The sequence below is a fragment of the Flavobacterium sp. AC105 genome (assembly GCF_979258495.1).
On record NZ_OZ409860.1, the window covers coordinates 1,790,927 to 1,811,118 of the forward strand.

A 20,192-nucleotide genomic window follows, 5' to 3' on the forward strand; every position below is an offset into this window, starting at 1 on the left:
AAATCTGTAGTTGTATTTTGTATGATATAAGAAACACTCAAATCTGAGTGTTTCTTGTTTTATCCAGTAAAAAATCATTTTTTATTTGCAGCCCAAAAAATAGAATTTCTCAATAGAGTAGTATAAGCTTCATTCTCAAATAATTCTGGTGCGTGACCCATAAAAATATATACATTTCGTGACGCAAAATGTTCGTTTGTCCAAATTACCGGATGATCGCCCATTTTTATTTTTGAATCCGGCTCATAAGTAGCTTCATCCACCGAAGCGATTACATGAACATTTGGCCGCGGACTTTTGTCGTAAGTATACCATTCTTCTTTTTCGACAATAAAACTTGCAGGAACTCCTTTCATTACAGGATGCGATTTATCTTCGATATTTACCTGCGCTTTTGCAAAAGTTGGAATGTAATCTTTAAATCGTATGCCTCCCATAAAATCAGAAAACCATTGCCACATCGGGTAACCGTCAAATTCACCTAATAGAGTAGCGTGATGCAAACCTACCCAGCCACCTTTGCCAGCATTCATATATTGCTGAAAAGCTTTCATAGATTCTTCGCTCCAGGTATAAGGGGGATAATCGAGCTGAATAAAAACCTGATATTGTTTTAAAAGCGTTTCAGTAATGGTTTTGGTATTTTCGATATAATCAATTGTAAAACTGCTGTCAACGGCTAATTTGTTTAGCCACGGTTTGGCAGCTTTGGTAAAAGGCAAATGATGCCCGCCATTTTCGTATAAAACCAAAGCTTTGAATCTTGATTTTTTGGGTTTCTGGGCCATGCATTCTCCCTGAAAAAAGTGTAAAGCGATTAGAAAACAGATTATTATTTTTAAATTTTTCATTTGATTTTATTTATTTTCAACGGTTGCAGTAATAGCCTGAAGAAACCATGCTGAATGCGGAACCCATTGTTCTGTCCAGCGCCATTCGTCATTTCCGTCAACATCCATATTAAAATCGATTCCAGATCCGTCGCCATTTCCTTCCTTTCCGGTTATGCCGTTTGAGATGCCGCCTTTCTCTGATCCATGACCATAATTCGAATGCATATATGGAACATTCTTTTGCCCGAACTGGTACATAAAACACACAGAATAAGGATTACAGCCCAATATCCACGAAAGTTGTTGTTCTGCATACAAATCAAGCGGTTTTTTTGCCTTATTATTTTGATATACAATTTTTCCGCCTTCAATTGCTGCAGTTGCAAGCGATGCTAATCTGGCATTTTCGCCTTGCCACCACCAGCCGGTTTCATTATCATGCGGAATAAAAAAGCCGTCTTTTACTTTTTCATTAAACAAAAAACTTTGTCTGGCATAACCAAATGGATTTTCGACATTATTGGTAACAGCTAAATTATAATCTAATGCTTTTTTGATAACATTCACTGCTGCTGATTTTTCATTGTTATCTGTTTCTTTTTTCAAATATCTGGTTAAGGCCACTATTGGTAAACCTGCATCTGCGGCATGCCAAAACGGACGATTTCCGTCATTGCTTCTAAACCATCCTTTATCTGTCATTCGGTTTTCAAGATTATGCGCCCATTTTCGGGCTTCGTTTTTATAGAAATTGTCATTCGTAGCAATCCATAATTCGGTAGAAGCCATAAGCGCACAATAATCATCTATGATATTTTCTTTTCCGTCATCATCATATTTGGTATTGTTGAGCAATAAATGTGCGTAGGCTCGTTTGGCACCATCGAGATATTGTTTAGATGTAAATTCCCCATTTTTCTTCCATTGCGAAATTCGCGCAAGTGCAGCAATCGCCATTCCGCCGCCTTCGCGAAAAGCACATTGATATTCGTTTGTAGTTACACTATTTGCTTTAAGCCCTACAATTCTTCTCGCAGCAGGATCTTTATCAAAATAGCTGAAAACAATCATATAAAAATAATCTTCATCAGATAAACAGCGCATCATATAATCAGCTCCCCAAAGTGCCTCATTGTCTAATGAATCTTTTATTTTCCATTGATTTAACTGTTTCGGAATTGTTTCTGATGTATTAATAAGTGACCAGGTAACCAAAGGTGTTTGCTGAGGCGATACAAAATTAGCATAAGCCAAATGCGAAAAATATTTGCTTACATCGCCCGAAGCATCGCACCAGCCGCCGTGTACATCGACTCTTTTTGTACTGCCATATAAAAGCATATTTGTATCGGCATTAATTTCTTCGGGCGTATTGGCTCTTTGTTTATTGTAATAATGTACGATTGAAGAAATAGTTCTTTTTGCCAGTATATTTTCTTCAATAGCAAAATTGGGAGAACTGAATGAAGTACCATCGGCGGTCAAAGTAATTTTATAATTTCCGTTTTTTTGGAAAGACGAAAAATCAGCTCTGTAAAATAATTGTCCCAGCTTCCATTCGGCAACCTTTTGAACTTTCCCAACTACTGCTGTAAAAACTGTTTTTCCGGATGCAACATCAATAATATTAAAAGTTGTTTTTGCATCAAGATCATGATCAACGCCAATGACTGCAATTTTTGAGCCCTTAGTATCAAAACCAATTTGGTTTACATAAATAACAGGTTTACTGTAAACAGCAAATGAAAGAAATAGTATTATAATACACCACGATTGTCTACAGGATTTTAGCATAGCTTAATTTTTTTCTATATGAATGGCAAATTACGAAAAAGTAAAAAAAATATGTTTCTTTTCTCTTCTTCTTTCTTTTGATATAAAATTGAATTTGACATTATTATGTGAAATTTATATCATTGATATCAAATGAAATTTACTTTTTTATCTCAGAAATAGCAAAAAATACTGATGTGTATTTGATGTGCTTTTTATTAAAATAATAATCAAATAATAAAAATTTCAGTTTTATCTTGAAACCAAACTTTATTTTAAGAATAGTTTTTTGTAGTCTTATGTTTATTTTTTAAAAACATATAAATAAAAAATGTAACTTTTTTCTTTAAAAAATATAAGAATTTTAATTTTATGACTTCATTTTTATGTAACAAAATGACATTTATAAAGTATTGATGGTTAGCTTGTTAAATAAATGAAATAAATGGAATTAATTCTGTTTAAGTAAGTAATAATTTACAGAATTACATTGTAGTATTTAAGATTATTTTGGTTAATTTCATAACTGTATTTTGTAACAGCCTGCCTGTCAGTGCATTGTATTCTCGTTGTACTGCTTCCAGAAAAAGACGCTATTGATTAACTTTTATCATATATAGCTCTTTTTCATTACACACCTCATAATTATTACCAAAAACTTAATTCATTTTTTAATCCTAAAAATTATTATTATGAGACTAAAATTATGTTTTTTACTCGTATTTATTGTTACTTTTTCGTGGGGTCAATCGGGATCAACGAAAACGTTTACCACCAGTGGGACATTTCCCGTCCCGGCAGGTGTATCTACTATTAATGTTCAGGCTTGGGGTGGCGGAGGATCTGGTGGTGGCGCCAGTGGTGCTCCGCTGCTTTTAGGCCGGGGAGCCGCTGGTGGAGGCGGAGGTGCTTATGCAACCGCTCCACTTTCGGTTACTCCAGGAACAAACCTAAATGTGGTTGTTGCGAGTCAGACTTCGGGCAGTACTGGAAACGGTACAGCGGGAGGAAACTCTACAATTACCGGTTTTGAGTCGGCTATTTTAGCAGCTGGAGGATCTGGCGGAGGAGCCAATAATGCAGGCGGTGCTCCAGTAGGAGGAAACGGAGGTTCAACTGCGGCTTCTGCAGGGACTACCAAATTTGCAGGTGCAAACGGAGGAAATGGTAATTCATGGAATCTTTTAGGTTTATTGCTTTCATCCGGTGCGGGTGGTAACGGAGCAAATTCAGGAGGAGCAGGAGGTGCTGCTGTATCAGGTTTAATTTTTAGTAATGCACCCGGAAATGGCGGTTCAATTACCGGAGGCGGCGGCAGCGGGGCGATAAATTCGGCTTTAGGTGCTTCACAAGTTGGTGGATCGGGTGCAGCGGGTCAGGTTATTATTTCTTATACTTGTCCTTCCTATAGTATTTCAAGTACATCAGCTACTGGTGTTTGTGGTTCTTCCGGTTCCACATCTACTGTAACATTAACTGCAAGTACATCAAATTTACCAATAGGTAATTATACTGTTACTTATAATAGAAGCAGTCCGAGTGCTACGGCATTAACTGCAAATTTAGTTGTTACTACAGCAGGAACAGGAACTTTTACAGCGACAGGATTAACTACTGTGGGTTCCAGTACCATAACAATTACTAAAATTGAATCTGGATCTTGTTCTTCTACACTAAGTACCAATAATACAGCTACTGTAATTGTATCTCCGGCATCTGTTGGCGGAGCAGTTACTGGCGGAACAACAATTATTTCCGGAAATGCAAGCGGTCTATTGACGTTATCTGGTCATACAGGTTCTGTTATTAAATGGCAATCTTCTGTAAGTCCGTTTACGACTTGGGTTGATATTGCAAATACAACAACTACATATACATCTGGTATATTAACGGAAACTACGCAATTTAGAGCTGTTGTTCAGAGTGGAAGTTGTGCAGCTGCAAATTCTGCTGCAACAACGGTAACAGTATTGAAGCGACCAACTATTGCGTTAGCAGCAGCTGCCGAAAATATTTGCGAGGATGAATTTGAAACAAAGATAAGTTATAGCGGAACGACAGAAAATCCCACCACGTATAGTATAGTTTGGAATTCTTCTCCGCCAAATAGCTTTTTTAGCGTTACAGACGAGGCATTGCCGGCCAGTCCAATAACAATTTTGATTCCAACAGGAGCTTTGGCAGGAACTTATACAGGTACATTGACAGTAAAAAATGCAAATGGTGCTGTAAGCAATCCAGGTTCAGTTTTTACCGTAACTATAAATGAGCCTCCTGGACTGGGAACATCGGGAGTAGTTGATCCAGTTTGTACAAGTAACAGTTTGCAAAATGCAACATTATCCTATGGATCAGTTACAGGAAATCCTACGAGTTATTCCATTAATTGGGATATTCTGGGAAGTAGTGCATTGCCCAATCAAGGCGAAACACCATTTGCCTTTTCTACAGGTGGAGGAATTATAAATACAATTGCAATACCGGCAAATGTTCCGTCAGGAACTTATCAGGGGACAATTTATTTTTCTAACGAAAATTGTGCCGGAGATCACTTAATAAATATAACAATTCAACCAGCAACCGTTGGCGGAACCGTAACGGGCGGAACCACAATTATTTCTGGAAATACGAGTGGTTTGTTAACATTATCCGGTCATACAGGATCAGTTGTTAAATGGCAATCTTCTGTTAGCCCGTTTACGACTTGGGTTGATATAGCCAATACAACAACTACATATACATCTGGTATATTAACTGAAACTACGCAATTTAGAGCTGTTGTTCAGAATGGTGATTGTGCTGTCGTAAATTCAGAACCAACAACAGTAACGGTTGAGGATTTACCAACTATAACATTATCAGGTTCTCCAAATTCTATTTGTGTTAATGAAGAAATATACGATACAAATTTATTCTTTAGTGGAACAACAGGAAGTCCTGTGAGTTATAGTATTGTCTGGAATCCATCTCCCGCAAATAGTTTTGTTCCAATTACCGATGAAATATTTGTAGAAGCAGATGGTTTTATCACAATTTTGGTACCAAGCGGAACAGCTCCGGGAACTTATACCGGAACGATCACTGTAAAAAATGCAAGCGGAGCTACTAGTCTTGGCAGTACTTTTGATATAGTTGTTCGTCAATTTCCTACGCTTGATTTTGACCCTCTGCTTTCTACTGTTTGTGCAAGTAACGATGTGCAATATTCAAGTTTAGTTTATAATTCTTCTACTGGAAGCCCGACAGGTTATGCTATTGATTGGGATGATACAGCAAATGCAGCTCTTTTAGAAGATGTACCTGGTGCGCCATTTAGTTTTGGTACAAGTAATGGGTCTATTAATGTTCGAATAGAAGCAAATGTTTTACCTGGAACCTATTCAGGAATATTTACACTCTATGGTCCTGCACCATATTGCAGCAATTCTTATTCAATATCTCTAAAAATATTACCGGAAGCAGTTGGTGGAGCAGTAACAGGCGGTACAACAATTACACCCGGAAATACAAGTGGATTATTGACATTGTCAGGTCATATAGGATCTATTGTTAAATGGCAATCAGCTGTAAGCCCGTTTACAACCTGGGTAGATATTGCTAATACAGCCACAACTTATACTTCTGGGCCATTGACTGAAACTACACAATTTAGAGCCGTTGTTCAGAGTGGTAATTGTGCTGTTGTAAATTCTGAGCCTACAACTGTTACGGTTGAGGAATTGCCAACAATAACAGCAGCACCAACTGCTTCAGAAGTTTGTATAGGCGAAGCTGGAATTTTTTCGAAATTACTTTATAGTGCAACAACAGGATCTCCAGTCACATATAGTATTGTTTGGAACCCATCTCCAACAAATAGTCTGCAAGCTGTTACTGATCAAGTATTAAACCCTGAATCTATAGTGTTTTTTGTTGCAGCTGGAACGGTATCAGGAACTTATACAGGAACATTAACCGTTAAAAATGCAAATGGTGCTGTTAGTACAGGTGTGACTTTTACTTTAGTCGTACATGAAAAACCTGCAGTTGTTTCAAATCTAATATTACAGCCAGTCTGCTCAAGTAATAATTCTCAGTTTTCAACTTTAAATTATACAGCTTCTACTGCAAATCCTACAAGCTATTCAATTGATTGGAATGGTACAGCAAATGCGGCTTTATTAGCTGACGTTCCTATTACTCCAAATGCTTTTAATGCAAATGGAGGAACTATTCAAATTCCAATATCAGCAAATGCATTACCGGGAACTTATATAGGAACATTAACATTCTACAATGAATTTTGTAGTACAAATTTTGGTATTATAGCAATACAAATAATTCGCCCAACAGTTGGCGGAGCAGTAACAGGCGGTACAATAATTGCATCCGGAAATACAAGCGATTTGTTGACATTATCAGGTCATACAGGATCAGTTGTAAAATGGCAGTCTTCTGTTAGTCCGTTTACAACCTGGGTAGATATAGCTAATACGGTAACAACGTATACGTCTGGGCCATTGACGGAAACTACACAATTCAGAGCCGTTGTTCAAAGTGGTAATTGTGCTGTTGTAAATTCGGAGCCAACCACAGTTACAGTTGAAGAAGTACCAACCATAACTACAGAAGCCTTGGCACAATTTAAGTGTACAAATCCTAATGAGCAAACTTCATGGATAAATTATAGCGAAACAACCGGATCTCCAGTTACTTATAGTATTGTTTGGAATTCTTCTCCAACAAATAGTTTTGCAAATATTACTGATGCACCATTGCCAGCCAGTCCAATTTTCTTTACTGTTCCTGCTGAAGCTGATGCGGGAACTTATACTGCAACTTTGACTGTTAAGAATGCAAACGGCGTTGTTAGTACAGGTACATCATTTGATATAAATATAAGTCAAGTTGCTCAATTTTATACAAATGGATTATTATCTACAATTTGTGCAAGTAACAATCCGCAATCTACTTCTTTAGAATACAATAATCTTACCGGAGACCCTACAAGTTATGGTATAGATTGGGATGATACAGCAAATGCTGCTTTATTGACAGATATTACTGAAAATTTCATCACTTTTAATCCGGATAGTGGCTCTGTATCAATCGAAATACCAGCAAATGTACCACCTGGAACGTATTCAGGAATATTTAAATTATATACTGCATTATGTTTCAGTAACCATGCAATAACCTTAAAAGTAAATCCGGGAGCAGTTGGAGGTACTGTTACAGGCGATACTACAGTTGAATCAGGAAATACAAGCGGTTTATTAGAACTCGTTGGTCAAACAGGATCAGTTGCAAGATGGGAATCAGCTGTATTTCCGTTTACAGAATGGACGGAGATTGAAAATACAGAAACGACTTATACTTCCGGTCCATTAACAGAAACAACACATTTTAGAGCCGTTCTTCAAAAAGGACTATGTGCTTTAGTAAATTCTGAAGCAGCAATTGTAGAAGTTATAGCAGCTACACCAACAATTGATTTAGCAGCTGCTACAGAAAATGGCTGTTATGGAAGTAATAATAGTAATTTAAAATTAGCCTACTCAGGAACTACCGGGCAACCCGTAACTTACAGTATAATATGGGATTCTTCTCCTGCTAATACTTTTACACCGGTTACAGATGCACCATTGCCAGCTAGTCCAATTTCAATTTCTATTCCTTCAGGTACAGCAACAAATGAAGGAACTTATACAGGAACATTAACTGTAAAAGATGCTAATGGGGGTATTAGTACAGGTAGAAGTTTTAGTTTAACAGTAGGTGCACTTTCTTTTGTAGCAACAGATGGAGAGCTTACACCTGTTACGACAAGTACAAATGCCCAAAATGCATCATTATTATATAATGGAACTTTTGGAGGTACCGAAACAAGTAATCCTACTAGGTATTTTATTGATTGGAATCAGGCAGCAAATAATGCATTATTGGCAGATCAGCCCTTTACATCGCATACTTTTTCATCAAGTGGAGGTATTATAAATACAATTGCAATTCCTGCAAATGTTCCGTCTGGAACTTATACAGGTATTATCTATATATCTAATGAAACGTCTTGTAATCAGTCTCAGAATATAACTTTGGTAATTAATCCTGAAGCGGCTCCAAGTATTACATTAGAGTCATCTGAACTTAATGTTTGTTCGTTTGTTAATGGAGATCCTAATATACCCTATTTATTTTATACCGCAACAACAGGAAATCCAATAACCTATAGTATCGTTTGGAATTCATCTCCCGGCAGTACTTTAGTAAACGTTACAGATGCAGTACTAGAAGAGGAAGCAATCAGATTTACTATTCCTGTTACTACAGCACCTGGAACTTATACCGGTACATTAACAGTAAAAAATGCAAATGGTAGTGTTAGTAATCCGGGTGTAAGTTTTACAGTGACGAAAACACAAACTCCTGAAATTACGACATCAGGCGTAATTAATGCCGTTTGTGAAAGTGCTAATTCACAAAATGCAACATTAGTATATGCTGCCGCTACAGGAAATCCTGCAAGGTATACTGTTTTTTGGTCGTCTGAGTTAATACCAAGCCAGTTTGAAAATGAATATGTTTTTAATTCTAATGGTGGTGTTATAGATAATATTGTGATACCAGCTAATCTTCCGGCAGGAATTTACACAGGTAACCTGAATATTTCTAATGGTGCAAACTGCAGTCAGGATTTTGCTATATCTATTACAGTTAATTCACCAGCAGCAACTCCTGTTGTTTCGCATATAATACCGGCAGGCGAATTTCCGGGCGGAGTTAATTTCGAAGGATTACCAGAGCTTTCATGGACTTTATTAATGAATCCAGGCGGAGTAGAATATTATGCTTCTGGCCCAAATGGAAGTATTACAGACTTGCAAGCCGGTACTTACACATTTAGTGTTGCTTCAGAGACAGGATGTTATTCAGAACCTGTAACAGTTGTAATTCCGCAAGAAGATCCGGCTCCAAGTATACATTTAGTATCTACCTTGGTAAAACGCTGTACAGATACTTCTAATTATGGGCATTTTGTAGCTTTACCGTATGATCAGCCAACAGGTAATCCTGTAACATATAGTATTGTTTGGGATTCATCTCCAACTAATAATTTTACAGCAGTTACTGATGCAGCATTACCAGCCAGCCCTATTTCAGTTTTGGTTCCCTATAATGCTCCCACTGGAATTTATACGGGAACATTAACGGTAAAAAATGCAAGTGGCATTGTAAGTAGCCCATTGACTTTTAGTGTACAAACAGCTTTCAACGGTGCAACAATAACTACCTCCGGAACTATAGCTGGGGTTGTTACAGATGCTAACTCGCAAACTACAACATTATATTATTCTAGTAGTACGAGTAATCCGGATAGGTATTTTATTGATTGGAATGCCACTGCCAATGCAGCTTCATTGGTAGACCAACCTTATACTTTTTTTGCATTTAACTCAAGTGGTGGCACTATAGATTCAATTAATATTCCGGCAAATGTTCCGACAGGAACTTACGATGGGATATTACATGTAGCTTTTGCTGATTGTACCACAACTTATCCAGTAACCGTAACAATTTTTCCACCAGATCCTGGTAGAGTAGCAAATAATAGTAACCCTATTATAGTAGAGAAAGATAAATCAGCAAAAAATCACATTTTGATAACGGCTGAAAACAAAGTGATTAATATTGAAACCCAGGAACATAAAATCGATAAAGTATATGTTTTTGATGTATCAGGTAATTTAATCTACAAAAAAGAAGGCGTTCAGGATCCTAAATTGATTATCAATGATGTAAGATCCAGTAATCAGCTTCTTGTCATCAAAGCCGTTTTGGATAATGGTCAAACCGAAACGAAGAAAATAATTTATTAATTCAATACTCAGGTTAAACCTAAAACCATTCGCCACGGCGAATGGTTTTTTTATGGAAAATATTTTGTTATCGTGCGTTTTAAGTTTTTTTTATTAAATTTGATGTGACAATTTCTAGCCAATAACCATGATGGAAAAATTAAAACGACCGGTTTATCTTAAACCTGGAACCGATGATTTTTTTAAAAAGATGCGCACAGAAGTGAATGAAACGGTCTTGAAAAACTCATCGTTGTACCTCTTAAATATAGTCAAGTCTTTCGTACTTGTGATTCTCTTTTTTTTGTCTTACTCCTGCATTTTGTTGTTCGGAAACAGCACTTCTTTGCTATTTCTCTTTTATATTTTGTGCGGTATTATCATGATCGTGCTTTTTATAAATGCTTTTCATGACGCAGCTCACGGTGCATTGTTTAAAAAGCCAAAGCATAACGAATGGTTTATGTACGTCCTGGAACTTTTTGGTGGAAACCATTGGCTCTGGACACGCCGCCATATCAGCCTTCATCACGCATATCCTAACGTTCCCGATTGGGATATCGATATCAAACAAAGTGACATCATTAGGATTTTTCCCAATAGTCCGTTGTTTAATTATCATAAGTTTCAGCATATTTACATGTGGCTTATTTATCCTTTTTATAGTCTCAATTGGATTTACATCCGGGATTTCAAAGATTTTTTTGGGAAGAAAGATAACTACGTAAAAAAAGTCGTAGACAAAATTCCAACAGAAGAAATCTATAAACTATTTGTTGCAAAAGCAATCAATCTCATTTATTTACTTTTTGTCCCCATGCTTTTGCTGAGTAAGCCCTGGTATATTGTTTTAGGAGGTTGGTTTGCCATGCATTTATGCGGAAGCATGTTAGGCGTTATAGCATTAGTATCGACACATGTTGACGAAGATGCACATTTTCCCGTAACAGATCAAGACGGAAATTTATCTGCAACCTGGGCCATGCATCAAATGATTGTAACCAAAGATTTTAGTACAAACAGCAAACTGGCAAACTTTTTATACGGCGGATTTACGCATCACGTCGCACATCATCTTTTTCCCGGAGTTGGTCATACCTATTATCCTTATATCACACCAATAATAAGGCGATATGCCCAGGAATACGACCTTCCGTATACGTCATATCCGTTTTATCATGCAGTTCGCTCACATTTTAGAATGTTGAAAAACAAAGGCGTAAAAGAAAATATATTGATGACCGGAGAGATATAGACAATTGTTTATTGCAGCTTAAATCGCTTTTGATTATATTTACTTCTACAACCCTTAGTGTGTTATGTACAAAAAAATAGTTAAACACATAGAAACATAGATTTTATATTTTTGAAAAAGTAAATCAAAAAGAAACTTGCATTAACACACATAGCTATATGTGTTAATGCAAGTAAAATGCATTTTTTTGAGTTCAATAATTCTATGTTTCTATGTGTTAAAAATAATTACACCCAACGCATTTCTACAATAAACATTATAATGAAAGTAAAAGCCAACACCATTTCTTATTTTAAAACTTTAGTTTTTCTAATTTCTTTTTTCGGAATCAGTTCAGCAAACGCGCAAAATGAAGTTTATACTTCTCCCGCTGTTATTGCAGATACCACTTTTGTGAATTTAAAAGATTACAGCAAAGACTTTGTCTACGACATGAAATATGCAACCGAAGACAATTTCTTAAAAGCAAAAGTCTACGATTGTGCCGAATGTTTATTGCGCTTAAAAACTGTTAAAGCTTTAATAGCAGCCAACAAAGAGTTTATTAAAGATGGTGTAAGAATAAAACTTTTTGATTGTTACAGACCTTTGTCAATTCAGAAAAAAATGTGGGAGATTGTCTCAAATCCGGAATATGTGGCAGATCCAAAAAAAGGCTCCATCCACAATAGAGGAGGAGCCGTTGATATTACTTTAGTGAATGCCAATGGAGAAGAACTCGAAATGGGAACTCCTTTTGATTTTTTTGGTATTCAGGCCAGTCACAATTATAAAAAATTACCAATGCCTGTAAAAGCCAATAGAAAATATCTTAAAAGTGTAATGATAAAAAATGGTTTCAATTCATTTGATTCAGAATGGTGGCATTACAATCTAAAAACAGGTTTAAATGATAAAGTTTCCAATCAAAAATGGAATTGTGACTAATTATTCAACACATCTTATGTTGTCCATGAAATATGTATTTGGATGAAAAACTTTTCCGTTCATTTCAGAAGTTAACTCACTCTTTACGATATAATCTTCAGTATCAGTCAGATATTTTATTCTCATAATCGATACAGGAGATTTTTTCAATTCTTCGAAGTTATCCTTCACGAACATAAAAATTCCGGTTTGTACGCGGTTATCAAAACCTTTGTCATCACGAATAAGCGTTCCGCAATCTTCCTGATTAATGTGAATCAAAGTAACAATTTTACCGTTTTCTAACTGTAAATATACCTTTGAGTTTTTATCAAAACAATTGGCTTTTATAAAATCCTTGCTTTTTTGAATAAGCTGTAAATTCAAAGTTGGTAAACCGTCTGTTTGCGCCAATGAAAAGAAGACGTAACTAAATTTTCCTCCAAAGTTTTTTTCGCTCACTAAATATTCATTCGTTATTTTGTAAGTCCCAATCGAGTCTGTCACATTAGTACTATATTCGCAAGGTTTTTGGGCAAATGCGGTAAAGGTTAATAGAAAAAGAGTTAAAGTAATTAGTTGTTTCATTGTTAATTTATTTTTCTGCAAATTAAAACTATTTTGCTGTCATTTTTATCAGTTGTAAAAAAACAATAAACATTTCCTCCATTTTTTATTTTCCACTTTTTCCGAATGGTTTCTACCGTGTCCGGAAAGTTTCGCGTAGTTACATTTGCCTGCTGATTTAAAAGTTCTGTTTTCATATCATTTTTACTGTACGAAATGACTTTTTCTATTTTAAAAGCCCTTCCCGGAAAATCAATTAATTCTTCAGAAGTATATAAATGCGAGTGTTTATGCAATTTATGGATATTGAAAGCAGAACTCACTTCGTCAAAACCACCCGATTTCATAATCGCCGAATTGGGTTCATACACGTATTGCTGCGGTAAATGATACGATGGAAATTCAGTTTCATCACCCAAAACAAATTCGAAAGTTTCTGTTTTATCTTTTAAAATATTTGCGGTTTTAATAGAAATATTGCCCGAATAATGGATGTGAATTTCAAAAAGCAATTCTTTTACTTCATTTTCCAAAGCAATAATGTGAATATTTTTCACGAATTTCAATTCAGATAATCCAGCAGAAATATCCAGTAAAGGAGCGGTTTTTATTAAAATGGAATCTGTTTTTTCAAAATAAAAATCTAAAGATTCCGGGACATTCGGCAAACAGTCTTTCAACATAAAAACTTTGCCTTTTGCATCATTTCTGCGAGAAGGATCAATATAAATCCAATCCCATTTCTGGTTCAGTTCATTTAGAACATTTGCAGAATCATTCGCATAAAAAGCACAATTTTTAACCTGTAATTGTTCGAAATTATGTTGTACAATAGCCGATAAATCTTCGTTTATTTCGCAATGTGCAATGTTTTTAAATTTTTTGGAAAAGTAATAATCATCAACACCAAAACCTCCGGTAAGATCTATTAAAGTTTCACCCGAAATTAAAGAAGCTTTATAAGCCGCGGTTTTTTCAGATGAGGTTTGTTCAACAGAAATTTTACTGGGATAAATAATATTTTCAGTAGAAAACCAGGTTGGTAATTTGTCTTTAGCTTTTGATTTTGCTTCAATTTGATTCAGGATCAAAATCCAGTCAATTTCAGGAAAAGGATTCTTCTGAAGCGCTAATTTTGTAATCGGGGCACTACTATTTTGAGTTATAAAGTCTTGAATATTTTGGCTTAAAATAGAAGTGTTCAATGTTTAAATTCTTTCGGTTAATACGGAGACAATTTTATTGGTTGGAAAAAATTCTTTCAAAATTACTTTTATCATCGTAAAAACAGGAATCGCGATAATCATCCCGACAATTCCAAAAGTGATTCCACTAATTAAAGTAACTAAGAATATCTCCAGCGGGTGCGAATTTACACTTTTTGATGAAATTATGGGCTGACTTATATTATTATCAATAGCCTGAACAAGCAAAAATCCGATAATTACATAAATAGTCCTTGGCAAAATTTCCGATTGAAAATCCATCCCAATCATACTAATCATCGTTAAAATTCCAGCCAAAATAGTTCCTATAATTGGTCCTATATATGGAATAACATTTAAAATGGCACATAAAAAAGCAATTACAAAAGCATTTTGATTGCCAAAAATCATTAAAACAATCAGGTATAAAATAAATACAACCGTTAATTGAAGCAATAAACCAATAAAATAGCGGGTTAAAAAGTGATTTATTTTAGTAATTGAATTTAAAATTTTGTCTTCATTCGTATCCGGAAGAATTTTTCTGGCACTTACCTTAAAAGCGTCCTGATCTTTAATAAAGAAAAAAGTAATGAAAAACACAGAAACCAATCCCATTCCCATATCGGCCATAAAGCCAAAAATAGAATTTAAAAAAGCTGTAAAATAACTAAAATCCAATAAAGAAGTTACTTTTGGATTCTTTAAAACTTTATCAAAATCAACATGCTGAATATTAAAATAAGCTTCGATGCTTTTTTCACTTTCAAGAAATTGAAGCTGTAAATGATTCGTGTCTAATAAAGATAAATTATTAGCCTGCGAAATGATTAACGGAACAAATAATAAAATAAAACCAACGATTGCCAGAATAAAAAGAATCAGCGCAGTTGCTGCAGCCAGCGAATTGCTGAATTTTAATTTATTCTTTAAAAACTGAACTAACGGATTGGCGATCAAACACAATATCAAAGAAATACATAAGTAAACAATTACGGTTTGTATTTCGTATAAAAAGTATAGAATTATGGCAATAACTAAGATTGTCGTTAAAGCCCTTAAAATTCCGTTTGATATAATTTTTGATGTGATCATGTTTAGTTTTTAGATTATAAATATAGGAAAAAGCTTTTAAAATTTGCGTTGAAACAAAAAAAAGCGAGATGAAAACATCTCGCTCTAAAATTTAAAATTTTATATTTTTTTAGATTCCAAAAGCTGCTCTTGGACCTCCGGATACAAAAATAGCGGCCATTCTACTTTTTTGTCCGTTAGAGAACATATACATTGCATTATCATCAGTATAATCCATGTAGTTCATCGTCATTTCTACAGGAGTACCAGAACAAGTACTGTAGTGAGGATAAGCTGGAACACCATAATTTGCAGTGTTATGTGTTGGAGTATCAGATACTAAATCGCTTCCGCAAGTTGCATCTCCCCAAATGTGACGTAAATTCATCCAGTGACCTACTTCGTGAGTAGCAGTTCTTCCTAAGTTGTAAGGAGCTGCAGACGAACCAGATAAACCAAAATATTTAGCATCAATTACAACTCCGTCAGTAGCAGATGCTCCTCCGGGAAATTGTGCATAACCAAGGATTCCACCGCCAATTGTGCAAGCCCATAAGTTAAGTTTTGTTGTTGGAGACGTTGGCGCTAAACCACCCTGAGCTACTTTTTTAACAGCGTCATTTGTTCCCCATGAAGTTTTTGTAGTAGACTTTCTGATAACCTGATCTAAAACAAAAGAAATTCCAACATTAGCTTTTACACCAGAAAAAAGAGCCGGAACACTTCCGTAATCAGAATTTAAGGCATTAAAATCTTTGTTTAAAACATCAATTTGAGTCTGAATTTGAGCATTCGAGATGTTTTCTGCTGTAGTTCTGTACAATACATTTACTACAACCGGAATTTGAATTTTGCCATTTACAAGCTTACGGGTAAGCATTACTTTGTTTGTAAAAGCTTCGATTTCATTCATTCTGATCGCTAACATAGGATCAGCTTTTAATTGGGCCTCAAGAACTTCCTGAGTTGCGCATCCACGACGGGCAACAGCACTAACATCTGAATCTGCAGATTCTGTTTGGTCATTTTGACAGGCAAACAACACTAATGCTGTGAATGCGGTAATAAGAACTTTTTTCATAATAATTTGGGTTTTTGTTATAAAAAATTTATAATGGTTAATTATGTCGCAATTTTATAACAAAATCATGTTGTAGCAAAATTTTTACAATAAAATATTTGTGAGAATTTTACAATCCCTTATATAATCTAGTTCCTACAAAAAATTAACAAAAAATATTAAGAAGTAAATTCGTACAATGCTATACTTGCAGCTTGTACAACATTCATACTTGAGTTTTTTCCGAACATATTTATGTGGACAATTTGGTTCGAAATTTTTAAAAGTTCATCAGAAATTCCATCAATTTCACTTCCTATTAAAAGTGCAATTTTTTGATTTTCAGGAATAACGACTTCTTTTAGCGGTTTACTATTGCTTGCGATTTCCAAAGCAATAATTTCAAAGTTATTTTCGACCAGGTAAGAAACCAGGTCTTTTGTGTCCTCAATAATAATGTGAGGAACGTGAAGATGTGTACTTCTTGAAGTTTTATTGATCTTGCGCGGCGTTAACGGAATATCTTTTCCAAGAAAAATAATATTCTCTACCCCAAAAGCTTCACTAATTCTAAAAAGTGAACCAATATTCTGCTGAAAATAGATGTGGTCACAAACCAGCGTTATCGGAAACGTTTTTCTCTCAAATTGATTTTCTTCGTGGGTAAGCTGCACTTTATAAGAATTAAAAATTAAAAATTGAGAATTAAAAATTTAAAAATGTGAAACTGCAATTTTTATCTTAGTTTGTTTTGTAAAAAAAACTTGATTTTCTAAACATTACAAATTCAATCGAAAATCTATCTTTCTCCGTAGCTAGCACGAGCGTCCGCTCGTGAACAGTTTAAAATAAAATCAATTTAATTGGTAAAAATATAATTGATAATATTAGCGCCCATTTTTAAAGCTTTATCCCTTACATCTGCAGGATCATTGTGAACTTCAGGATCTTCCCAGCCGTCACCCAAATCACATTCATACGTATATAAAAGCACTAATTTGTTTTCGACAAAAATGCCAAAAGCCTGCGCGCGCGTTCCGTCATGCTCGTGAATTTTTGGTAATCCGTTAGGAAAAGGAAAAGGTTTTTGAAAAATAGGATGATTCGCCGGAATTTCGACTAAACTATTATTAGGGAATATTTTTTTGATTTCTTTCCTGATATATTGATCCATTCCGTAATTATCATCAATATGAAGAAAACCGCCGCCGTTTAAATAATTTCTAAGATTGCTGACATCAGCATCGCTAAAAACTACGTTTCCGTGTCCCGTCATATGTACAAAAGGATACGAAAGCAAATCAGGATTACCTGGTTCAACCGTTGATGGTTTTGCTTTTATTCGGGTATTGATATTCGAATTACAAAAACGGATTAAGTTGGGTAACGATGTAGGATTTGCATACCAATCGCCGCCGCCGCTATATTTTAATAAAGCAATTTCTTGTGAAAAGGAGGAAGCTGAAAGAAGTAAAAACAGAAAGAATATTTTTTTCATAGAATTTATATTATCTGGTATTTTGTTTTAGACGCTTTTTTGACATTTGGAGGAACGAGAAATCTTCGCAAGTAGCTCCGTTCCTACTGTTTCCAATCTTTGTCGAGTTTCTTGCGAAGATTTCTCCTCCGTCGAAATGACAAGATTGTGTTTAATCTTTGTCGAATTAGTTTTGTCATTTCGAGGAACGAGAAATCACACTTATAAACTCTGCAATAAAAATCGTCAATCTATGTCGAATCCCGCGTGCGATTTCTCCTGCGTCGAAATGACAACAGAAACTTTAATTAGAAACCTCATTAAAAAACACAACACTATGACACGCTACAATTGCGGCAGTTTCAGTTCGTAAACGTGTATTTCCTAACATAACAGGCTTATAGTTGTTTTCGAGCGCCAATGCAATTTCTTTTTCTGAGAAATCACCTTCAGGACCAATAAGCATAGTTACGCTTTCGTTTGGTTTCAAAACTTCTTTCAGTGATTTTTTATCGGTTTCTTCGCAATGTGCAATCAATTGTAAACCTTCATTTTTTTGTTTGATGAATTCCTTAAACGAAATCGCTTCATTCAATTTAGGAAGATACGTTTCATTTGATTGTTTCATTGCCGAAAGGATGATCTTTTCAAAACGTTCCAGATTAATTACTTTTCTTTCAGAACGATCACAGATAATTGGTGTAATTTCCTGAATGCCAATTTCGGTAGCTTTTTCCAGAAACCATTCAAAACGATCATTCATTTTGGTTGGCGCAACGGCTAAATGCAAACGGAATTTTGGTTCATCTGATTTTTTTATCGAAAGGACTTCCACAATGCATTTATTGTCTGAAGCTAAAGTGATTTCGGTTTCAAACAATAAACCCAAACCATTTGTAACGTGTAAAATATCCGAATCTTTTTTGCGTAAAACCTTTATTATATGTCGGCTTTCTTCTTTATCAAAAGAAAAACTTTCAGTCGTTTCGTCAATATCGGGATTGTAAAATAATTGCATAATTAAAATTGGATTCGCGCTTTCGAAACCACTGCTGAAGTTTCAAAACGACTTGATAAATATTTTTGATAACCTACAATTCCTATCATTGCGGCATTATCTGTTGTGTATTCGAATTTAGGAACAAAAGTTTTCCAGCCATATTTTCCTTCGCTTTCTTTCAATCGCGTTCTAATTCCGGAATTTGCCGAAACTCCTCCGCCAATCGCAATTTGCTTAATTCCGGTTTCTTTTACGGCTAATTTTAATTTATCCATCAAAATTTCGATAATCGTATATTGAATAGAAGCACAAATGTCATTTAGGTTTTCTTCGATGAAATTTGGGTTTTCAAGCTTTTTCTTCTGAATAAAATATAAAATCGCTGTTTTTAATCCGGAGAAACTAAAATCTAATCCGGGAACTTTTGGTTTTGTAAACGCGAAAGCTTTAGGATTTCCTTCCTTGGCATATTTATCAATCAAAGGTCCGCCGGGATAGGGAAGTCCAAGGATTTTGGCACTTTTATCAAAAGCTTCACCAACGGCGTCATCAGTGGTTTCGCCAATAATTTCCATATCAAAAAAGCCATTCACTTTTACGATTTGTGTATGACCACCGCTAATGGTAAGTGCTAAAAACGGAAATTCAGGTTTATCGAAACCTTCTTCGTCTATAAAATGCGCTAAAATATGGGCATGCATATGGTTAACCGCAATCAGCGGAATTTTTAAAGCTAAGGATAACGATTTGCTAAAAGAGCTTCCTACGAGCAAAGATCCCATTAAACCAGGGCCTTGCGTGAAGGCAATAGCGGTTAACTGATCTTTTTGTACATTTGCTTTTTTAAGCGCTGCATCAATTACGGGAACAATATTTTGCTGATGCGCTCTTGAAGCTAATTCAGGAACGACACCGCCATATTGATTGTGAATTAACTGATTGGCAACAACATTTGACAGTACTTTATCGTTATGTAAAACCGCGGCGGCAGTATCATCGCATGAACTTTCGATGGCAAGAATAAAAACCTCTGAATTTTGCATATAAAGGCACGAATTTTGAATTATATTTGACAAATCAAATATTTTGATTTTCTTTTATGATAAGGAGAAGCCAAAATTAAAGAATTTTTATCAAAAACAGTCGTTCTTTGTCTGTTCAAAATAAATTTAAAAGAAAACTAAAATAAAAGCAGCTATCAAAACAG

General features: G+C 35.2%; 13 protein-coding genes. 3 read left to right on the plus strand and 10 right to left on the minus strand.

The window, feature by feature from the left end; all coding sequences use genetic code 11:
* Positions 1–74 precede the first annotated feature (74 nt).
* Together ACZ0AH_RS08060 and ACZ0AH_RS08065 are read right to left on the minus strand one after the other, a co-directional pair.
* A complete protein-coding gene (locus ACZ0AH_RS08060; RefSeq protein WP_463475293.1) occupies positions 75–851 on the minus strand; it encodes a ThuA domain-containing protein in 777 nt (258 codons plus the stop codon).
* A gap of 6 nt (positions 852–857) precedes the next feature.
* On the minus strand, positions 858–2,627 hold the full coding sequence (locus ACZ0AH_RS08065) for a glycoside hydrolase family 9 protein (protein WP_463475294.1): 1,770 nt from the start codon (positions 2,625–2,627) through the stop codon (positions 858–860).
* Between the two features lie 671 nt (positions 2,628–3,298).
* Here ACZ0AH_RS08065 and ACZ0AH_RS08070 point away from each other — a divergent pair.
* The 3 genes from ACZ0AH_RS08070 to ACZ0AH_RS08080 all read left to right on the plus strand — a co-directional run bounded on the left by ACZ0AH_RS08070 (position 3,299) and on the right by ACZ0AH_RS08080 (position 12,623).
* Positions 3,299–10,462 (plus strand): T9SS sorting signal type C domain-containing protein, encoded by a 7,164-nt coding sequence (locus tag ACZ0AH_RS08070; protein ID WP_463475295.1) that lies wholly within the window; start codon positions 3,299–3,301, stop codon positions 10,460–10,462.
* A gap of 361 nt (positions 10,463–10,823) precedes the next feature.
* On the plus strand, positions 10,824–11,696 hold the full coding sequence (locus ACZ0AH_RS08075) for a fatty acid desaturase family protein (protein ID WP_463475296.1): 873 nt from the start codon (positions 10,824–10,826) through the stop codon (positions 11,694–11,696).
* Positions 11,697–11,957: 261 nt separating this feature from the next.
* The gene (locus ACZ0AH_RS08080) at positions 11,958–12,623 is read left to right on the plus strand and encodes a M15 family metallopeptidase (protein WP_463475297.1); all 666 of its coding nucleotides are present in this window, start codon (positions 11,958–11,960) and stop codon (positions 12,621–12,623) included.
* Here the strand turns inward: ACZ0AH_RS08080 and ACZ0AH_RS08085 are convergent, their stop codons facing one another.
* The 8 genes from ACZ0AH_RS08085 to tsaD form a co-directional block, all read right to left on the minus strand.
* A complete protein-coding gene (locus tag ACZ0AH_RS08085) occupies positions 12,624–13,190 on the minus strand; it encodes a hypothetical protein (protein WP_463475298.1) in 567 nt (188 codons plus the stop codon).
* A gap of 2 nt (positions 13,191–13,192) precedes the next feature.
* Entirely contained in the window at positions 13,193–14,374 is a 1,182-nt protein-coding gene (locus ACZ0AH_RS08090) for a THUMP-like domain-containing protein (RefSeq protein WP_463475299.1), read from the minus strand.
* Between the two features lie 3 nt (positions 14,375–14,377).
* Positions 14,378–15,469 (minus strand): AI-2E family transporter, encoded by a 1,092-nt coding sequence (locus ACZ0AH_RS08095; RefSeq protein WP_463475300.1) that lies wholly within the window; start codon positions 15,467–15,469, stop codon positions 14,378–14,380.
* A 109-nt stretch (positions 15,470–15,578) separates the two neighbouring features.
* A complete protein-coding gene (locus tag ACZ0AH_RS08100) occupies positions 15,579–16,529 on the minus strand; it encodes a zinc metalloprotease (protein WP_463475301.1) in 951 nt (316 codons plus the stop codon).
* A 158-nt stretch (positions 16,530–16,687) separates the two neighbouring features.
* Positions 16,688–17,182, minus strand: a complete 495-nt coding sequence (locus tag ACZ0AH_RS08105) for a TrmH family RNA methyltransferase (protein ID WP_463475302.1) — start codon at positions 17,180–17,182, stop codon at positions 16,688–16,690.
* 185 nt (positions 17,183–17,367) lie between these two features.
* Positions 17,368–18,006 (minus strand): DUF4159 domain-containing protein, encoded by a 639-nt coding sequence (locus tag ACZ0AH_RS08110; protein WP_463475303.1) that lies wholly within the window; start codon positions 18,004–18,006, stop codon positions 17,368–17,370.
* Between the two features lie 283 nt (positions 18,007–18,289).
* On the minus strand, positions 18,290–19,003 hold the full coding sequence (locus ACZ0AH_RS08115) for a 16S rRNA (uracil(1498)-N(3))-methyltransferase (RefSeq protein WP_463475304.1): 714 nt from the start codon (positions 19,001–19,003) through the stop codon (positions 18,290–18,292).
* Between the two features lie 2 nt (positions 19,004–19,005).
* The gene (gene tsaD / locus ACZ0AH_RS08120) at positions 19,006–20,028 is read right to left on the minus strand and encodes a tRNA (adenosine(37)-N6)-threonylcarbamoyltransferase complex transferase subunit TsaD (RefSeq protein WP_463475305.1); all 1,023 of its coding nucleotides are present in this window, start codon (positions 20,026–20,028) and stop codon (positions 19,006–19,008) included.
* Positions 20,029–20,192: the final 164 nt, after the last annotated feature.

Bases quoted from the DNA above. Each gene is read 5' to 3' on its own strand.
- ACZ0AH_RS08060 (WP_463475293.1), bottom strand. From the start codon at position 851: ATGAAAAATTTAAAAATAATAATCTGTTTTCTAATCGCTTTACACTTT.
- ACZ0AH_RS08065 (WP_463475294.1), bottom strand. From the start codon at position 2,627: ATGCTAAAATCCTGTAGACAATCGTGGTGTATTATAATACTATTTCTT.
- ACZ0AH_RS08070 (WP_463475295.1), top strand. From the start codon at position 3,299: ATGAGACTAAAATTATGTTTTTTACTCGTATTTATTGTTACTTTTTCG.
- ACZ0AH_RS08075 (WP_463475296.1), top strand. From the start codon at position 10,824: ATGATCGTGCTTTTTATAAATGCTTTTCATGACGCAGCTCACGGTGCA.
- ACZ0AH_RS08080 (WP_463475297.1), top strand. From the start codon at position 11,958: ATGAAAGTAAAAGCCAACACCATTTCTTATTTTAAAACTTTAGTTTTT.
- ACZ0AH_RS08085 (WP_463475298.1), bottom strand. From the start codon at position 13,190: ATGAAACAACTAATTACTTTAACTCTTTTTCTATTAACCTTTACCGCA.
- ACZ0AH_RS08095 (WP_463475300.1), bottom strand. From the start codon at position 15,469: ATGATCACATCAAAAATTATATCAAACGGAATTTTAAGGGCTTTAACG.
- ACZ0AH_RS08100 (WP_463475301.1), bottom strand. From the start codon at position 16,529: ATGAAAAAAGTTCTTATTACCGCATTCACAGCATTAGTGTTGTTTGCC.
- ACZ0AH_RS08110 (WP_463475303.1), bottom strand. From the start codon at position 18,006: ATGAAAAAAATATTCTTTCTGTTTTTACTTCTTTCAGCTTCCTCCTTT.
- ACZ0AH_RS08115 (WP_463475304.1), bottom strand. From the start codon at position 19,003: ATGCAATTATTTTACAATCCCGATATTGACGAAACGACTGAAAGTTTT.
- tsaD (WP_463475305.1), bottom strand. From the start codon at position 20,028: ATGCAAAATTCAGAGGTTTTTATTCTTGCCATCGAAAGTTCATGCGAT.